Annotated in this window: 3 protein-coding genes and 1 pseudogene; 2 read left to right on the top strand and 2 right to left on the bottom strand. The window is 65.1% G+C overall.

Annotated features, from left to right (window positions below):
• A pseudogene (locus WAN71_RS07375) lies at window positions 1–281 on the top strand (mechanosensitive ion channel protein MscL); the annotation flags it as partial.
• 18 nt (window positions 282–299) lie between these two features.
• Here the strand turns inward: WAN71_RS07375 and WAN71_RS07370 are convergent.
• The gene (locus WAN71_RS07370) at window positions 300–971 is read right to left on the bottom strand and encodes an SAF domain-containing protein (RefSeq protein ID WP_422224707.1); all 672 of its coding nucleotides are present in this window, start codon (window positions 969–971) and stop codon (window positions 300–302) included.
• A 65-nt stretch (window positions 972–1,036) separates the two neighbouring features.
• Complete coding sequence (locus tag WAN71_RS07365) at window positions 1,037–1,375, bottom strand: FmdB family zinc ribbon protein (RefSeq protein ID WP_422224706.1); 339 nt, start codon at window positions 1,373–1,375, stop codon at window positions 1,037–1,039.
• Window positions 1,376–1,438: 63 nt separating this feature from the next.
• Between WAN71_RS07365 and WAN71_RS07360 the strand changes: the two genes are divergently transcribed.
• Window positions 1,439–2,116, top strand: coding sequence for a hypothetical protein (locus WAN71_RS07360; RefSeq protein ID WP_422224705.1), 678 nt, complete (start codon window positions 1,439–1,441; stop codon window positions 2,114–2,116).
• The last annotated feature ends 79 nt before the right edge of the window (window positions 2,117–2,195 follow it).

The raw sequence follows: 2,195 nt of genomic DNA, 5'->3' as shown, positions 1-2,195 counted from the left end.
ATACCACCTTCGGGTTGGGCTGGCAGCTCGGCAATGCAGGCAATAAGGAGACGTTCGTCGACATGGGCGCGTTCATCGGGGCGATTGTCTACTTCATAGTCTTCATGACCACCATCTACGTCGTGATCGTGTTGCCCTACAAGCACATCCAGAAGCGCCGTGGGGTAACGGTGTTCGGTGATGAGCCCGCAACCAAGGCGTGTAACGAGTGCATGTCGGACATCCCCGAGTCCGCACACAAGTGCAAGTACTGTGCCAGCGACCAGTCGGCGGCCGCCTGAAAGATCCTTCGCCCGTACTCAATGCAGGGTAAGCGTCACGGCCTGCACCAATGCGGCGCCGGCCACGGCATTGGCCGAGGCCGCCGGCAGCGCCACCAGTATCACCCGGTCAGCTGCCGCGGCCTGAGCCTTCTGCTTCGCCGAGACCAGCACCACGATCGCATCGGTGGCTATGACGCTGGGGCCCTTCGGGTTGGATTGGGAGGCGGTCTCTGAGGCGGCAACGACGTCGACGACATCGCCAGGGCGGACCAGATCGGCCAGAGCGCTGTCGGCGGGATGCACCGGCACTATCCGGGCGTCCGGCCCCGCCGCCGACTCGGCCAGTCGGCGGCCCAGCAACCGGACGTCGGTCAGCACTTCACCGCGCCGCGCCGGCCCGGCCAACGTCGACCCGACAACCGTCTCGATGCCGGACTGAGATCCGTCGGGAATGGTTGGGACCAAACGTTTTTCGAGCCGGAGATCGTCGGCAGTCAGCGCGGCGCCCGGGCTGAGATCGCGGGCTGCCACCACCACCTGAGCACGGTCACCGTTCGGGTTGGGCCGCAGTGCCGCGACACCGGCCAGCACGACGAGCCCGGCCGCGGCAATTCGCCGGGCCAGCACAGTTCGCGACCAGTCCGGGCGCGACCACTGCGAAATTTGGGTCGGTAGCGACGGATTCAGCGATTTGAGGGATTCCCCCATGCCGCAACGGTAAGTGTGGCGGGGTAGTACATGCGGCCGCCGGCCGGCCGCTTGTGGATAACCGGCTAGCTGGCGGCGGCGGTCGCTGACTTCGAGCTTGCCGAGTCCGACTTGTCGCTGGAGGTAGTCGACTTTTCCGAGGAGCCGGACTTGTCGCTGCTGCTCGACGTGTCGGTGCCCGACGACGAGCTCCCCTTGGCGGAGCCGTTGGCCGAGCTTTTCGCCGACTCGCGACTGTCGGTGCGGTAGAAACCGCTGCCCTTGAACACCACCCCGACCGAGTTGAACAGTTTGCGCAGCCGACCCGAGCAATTTTTGCAAGTGGTCAGGGCGTCGTCGGTGAAGGCCTGAACCACATCGAAGCGGTCACCGCACTCGGTGCACGCATAGCTGTAAGTCGGCACAGAAACCTCCGTGATGGTCTAAAACAGTTAGCACTCTACAGTCTCAAGTGCTAGAACCGCTATGTGGCGCGTGTCATTCCCGCTCGGCGCGGCCGGTACCGGGACACGCTGGCGCTGCTGATCATTGTGGCGATCGCCGCCGGTGCCGGTTGGTTCTACCTCCGCGACGCGCGAAGCCGGGAACCGGTCCCGCAGGAGTTCCCCGCCAACCCGGCCTTCGAGACGGCCCGGCTGCACCTCGAAGAACTGCCGGTCAAGGGGTGGGATCGCTTCGAGGATTTCAATCGTGCGCGGTTCGGTGAGCCCTGGAGTGATGACGTCAACGTGGAGTACGGCCACAACGGCTGCAACACCCGCGACGACATCCTGCGCCGCGACCTGGTCGACCTGCAGGTGCGGCCCGGGACCTGCTTCGCGCAACGCGGCATCCTGCACGACCCCTACACCGGAGCGACCATCGCTTTCGTGCGCGGCCCGGACACCTCTCCGGCCGTGCAGATCGACCACGTGGTGTCGCTGTCCGATGCCTGGCACAAGGGCGCACGCGGCTGGGCGACCAACGCCGCCGCGACTTCGCCAACGATCCGCGCAATCTGTTGGCCGTCGCCGGTCAGGCCAACTTCGACAAGGCGTTTCGGGACGCCGCTTCCTGGTTACCGCCGAACTTGGCATATCGGTGTGCGTTCGTCGTCCGTGTGGATGCTCCTATGCAGCGTCAAGTGCCTGCGTTGTTGGGTTTAGGTCGGCTTGGAGTGCTCGGTAGAGCTCGCGGACCACGGCCCGTTTAAGGCAGCGGATGATCTCCTTCTTGGTCTTGCCT

The organism is Mycobacterium sp. (assembly GCF_049280035.1).
Taxonomy (GTDB): Bacteria; Actinomycetota; Actinomycetes; order Mycobacteriales; family Mycobacteriaceae; genus Mycobacterium.
This window is presented reverse-complemented; position numbering and strand designations above follow the sequence as displayed.

Bases quoted from the DNA above. Each gene is read 5' to 3' on its own strand.
- WAN71_RS07370 (WP_422224707.1), bottom strand. From the start codon at position 971: ATGGGGGAATCCCTCAAATCGCTGAATCCGTCGCTACCGACCCAAATT.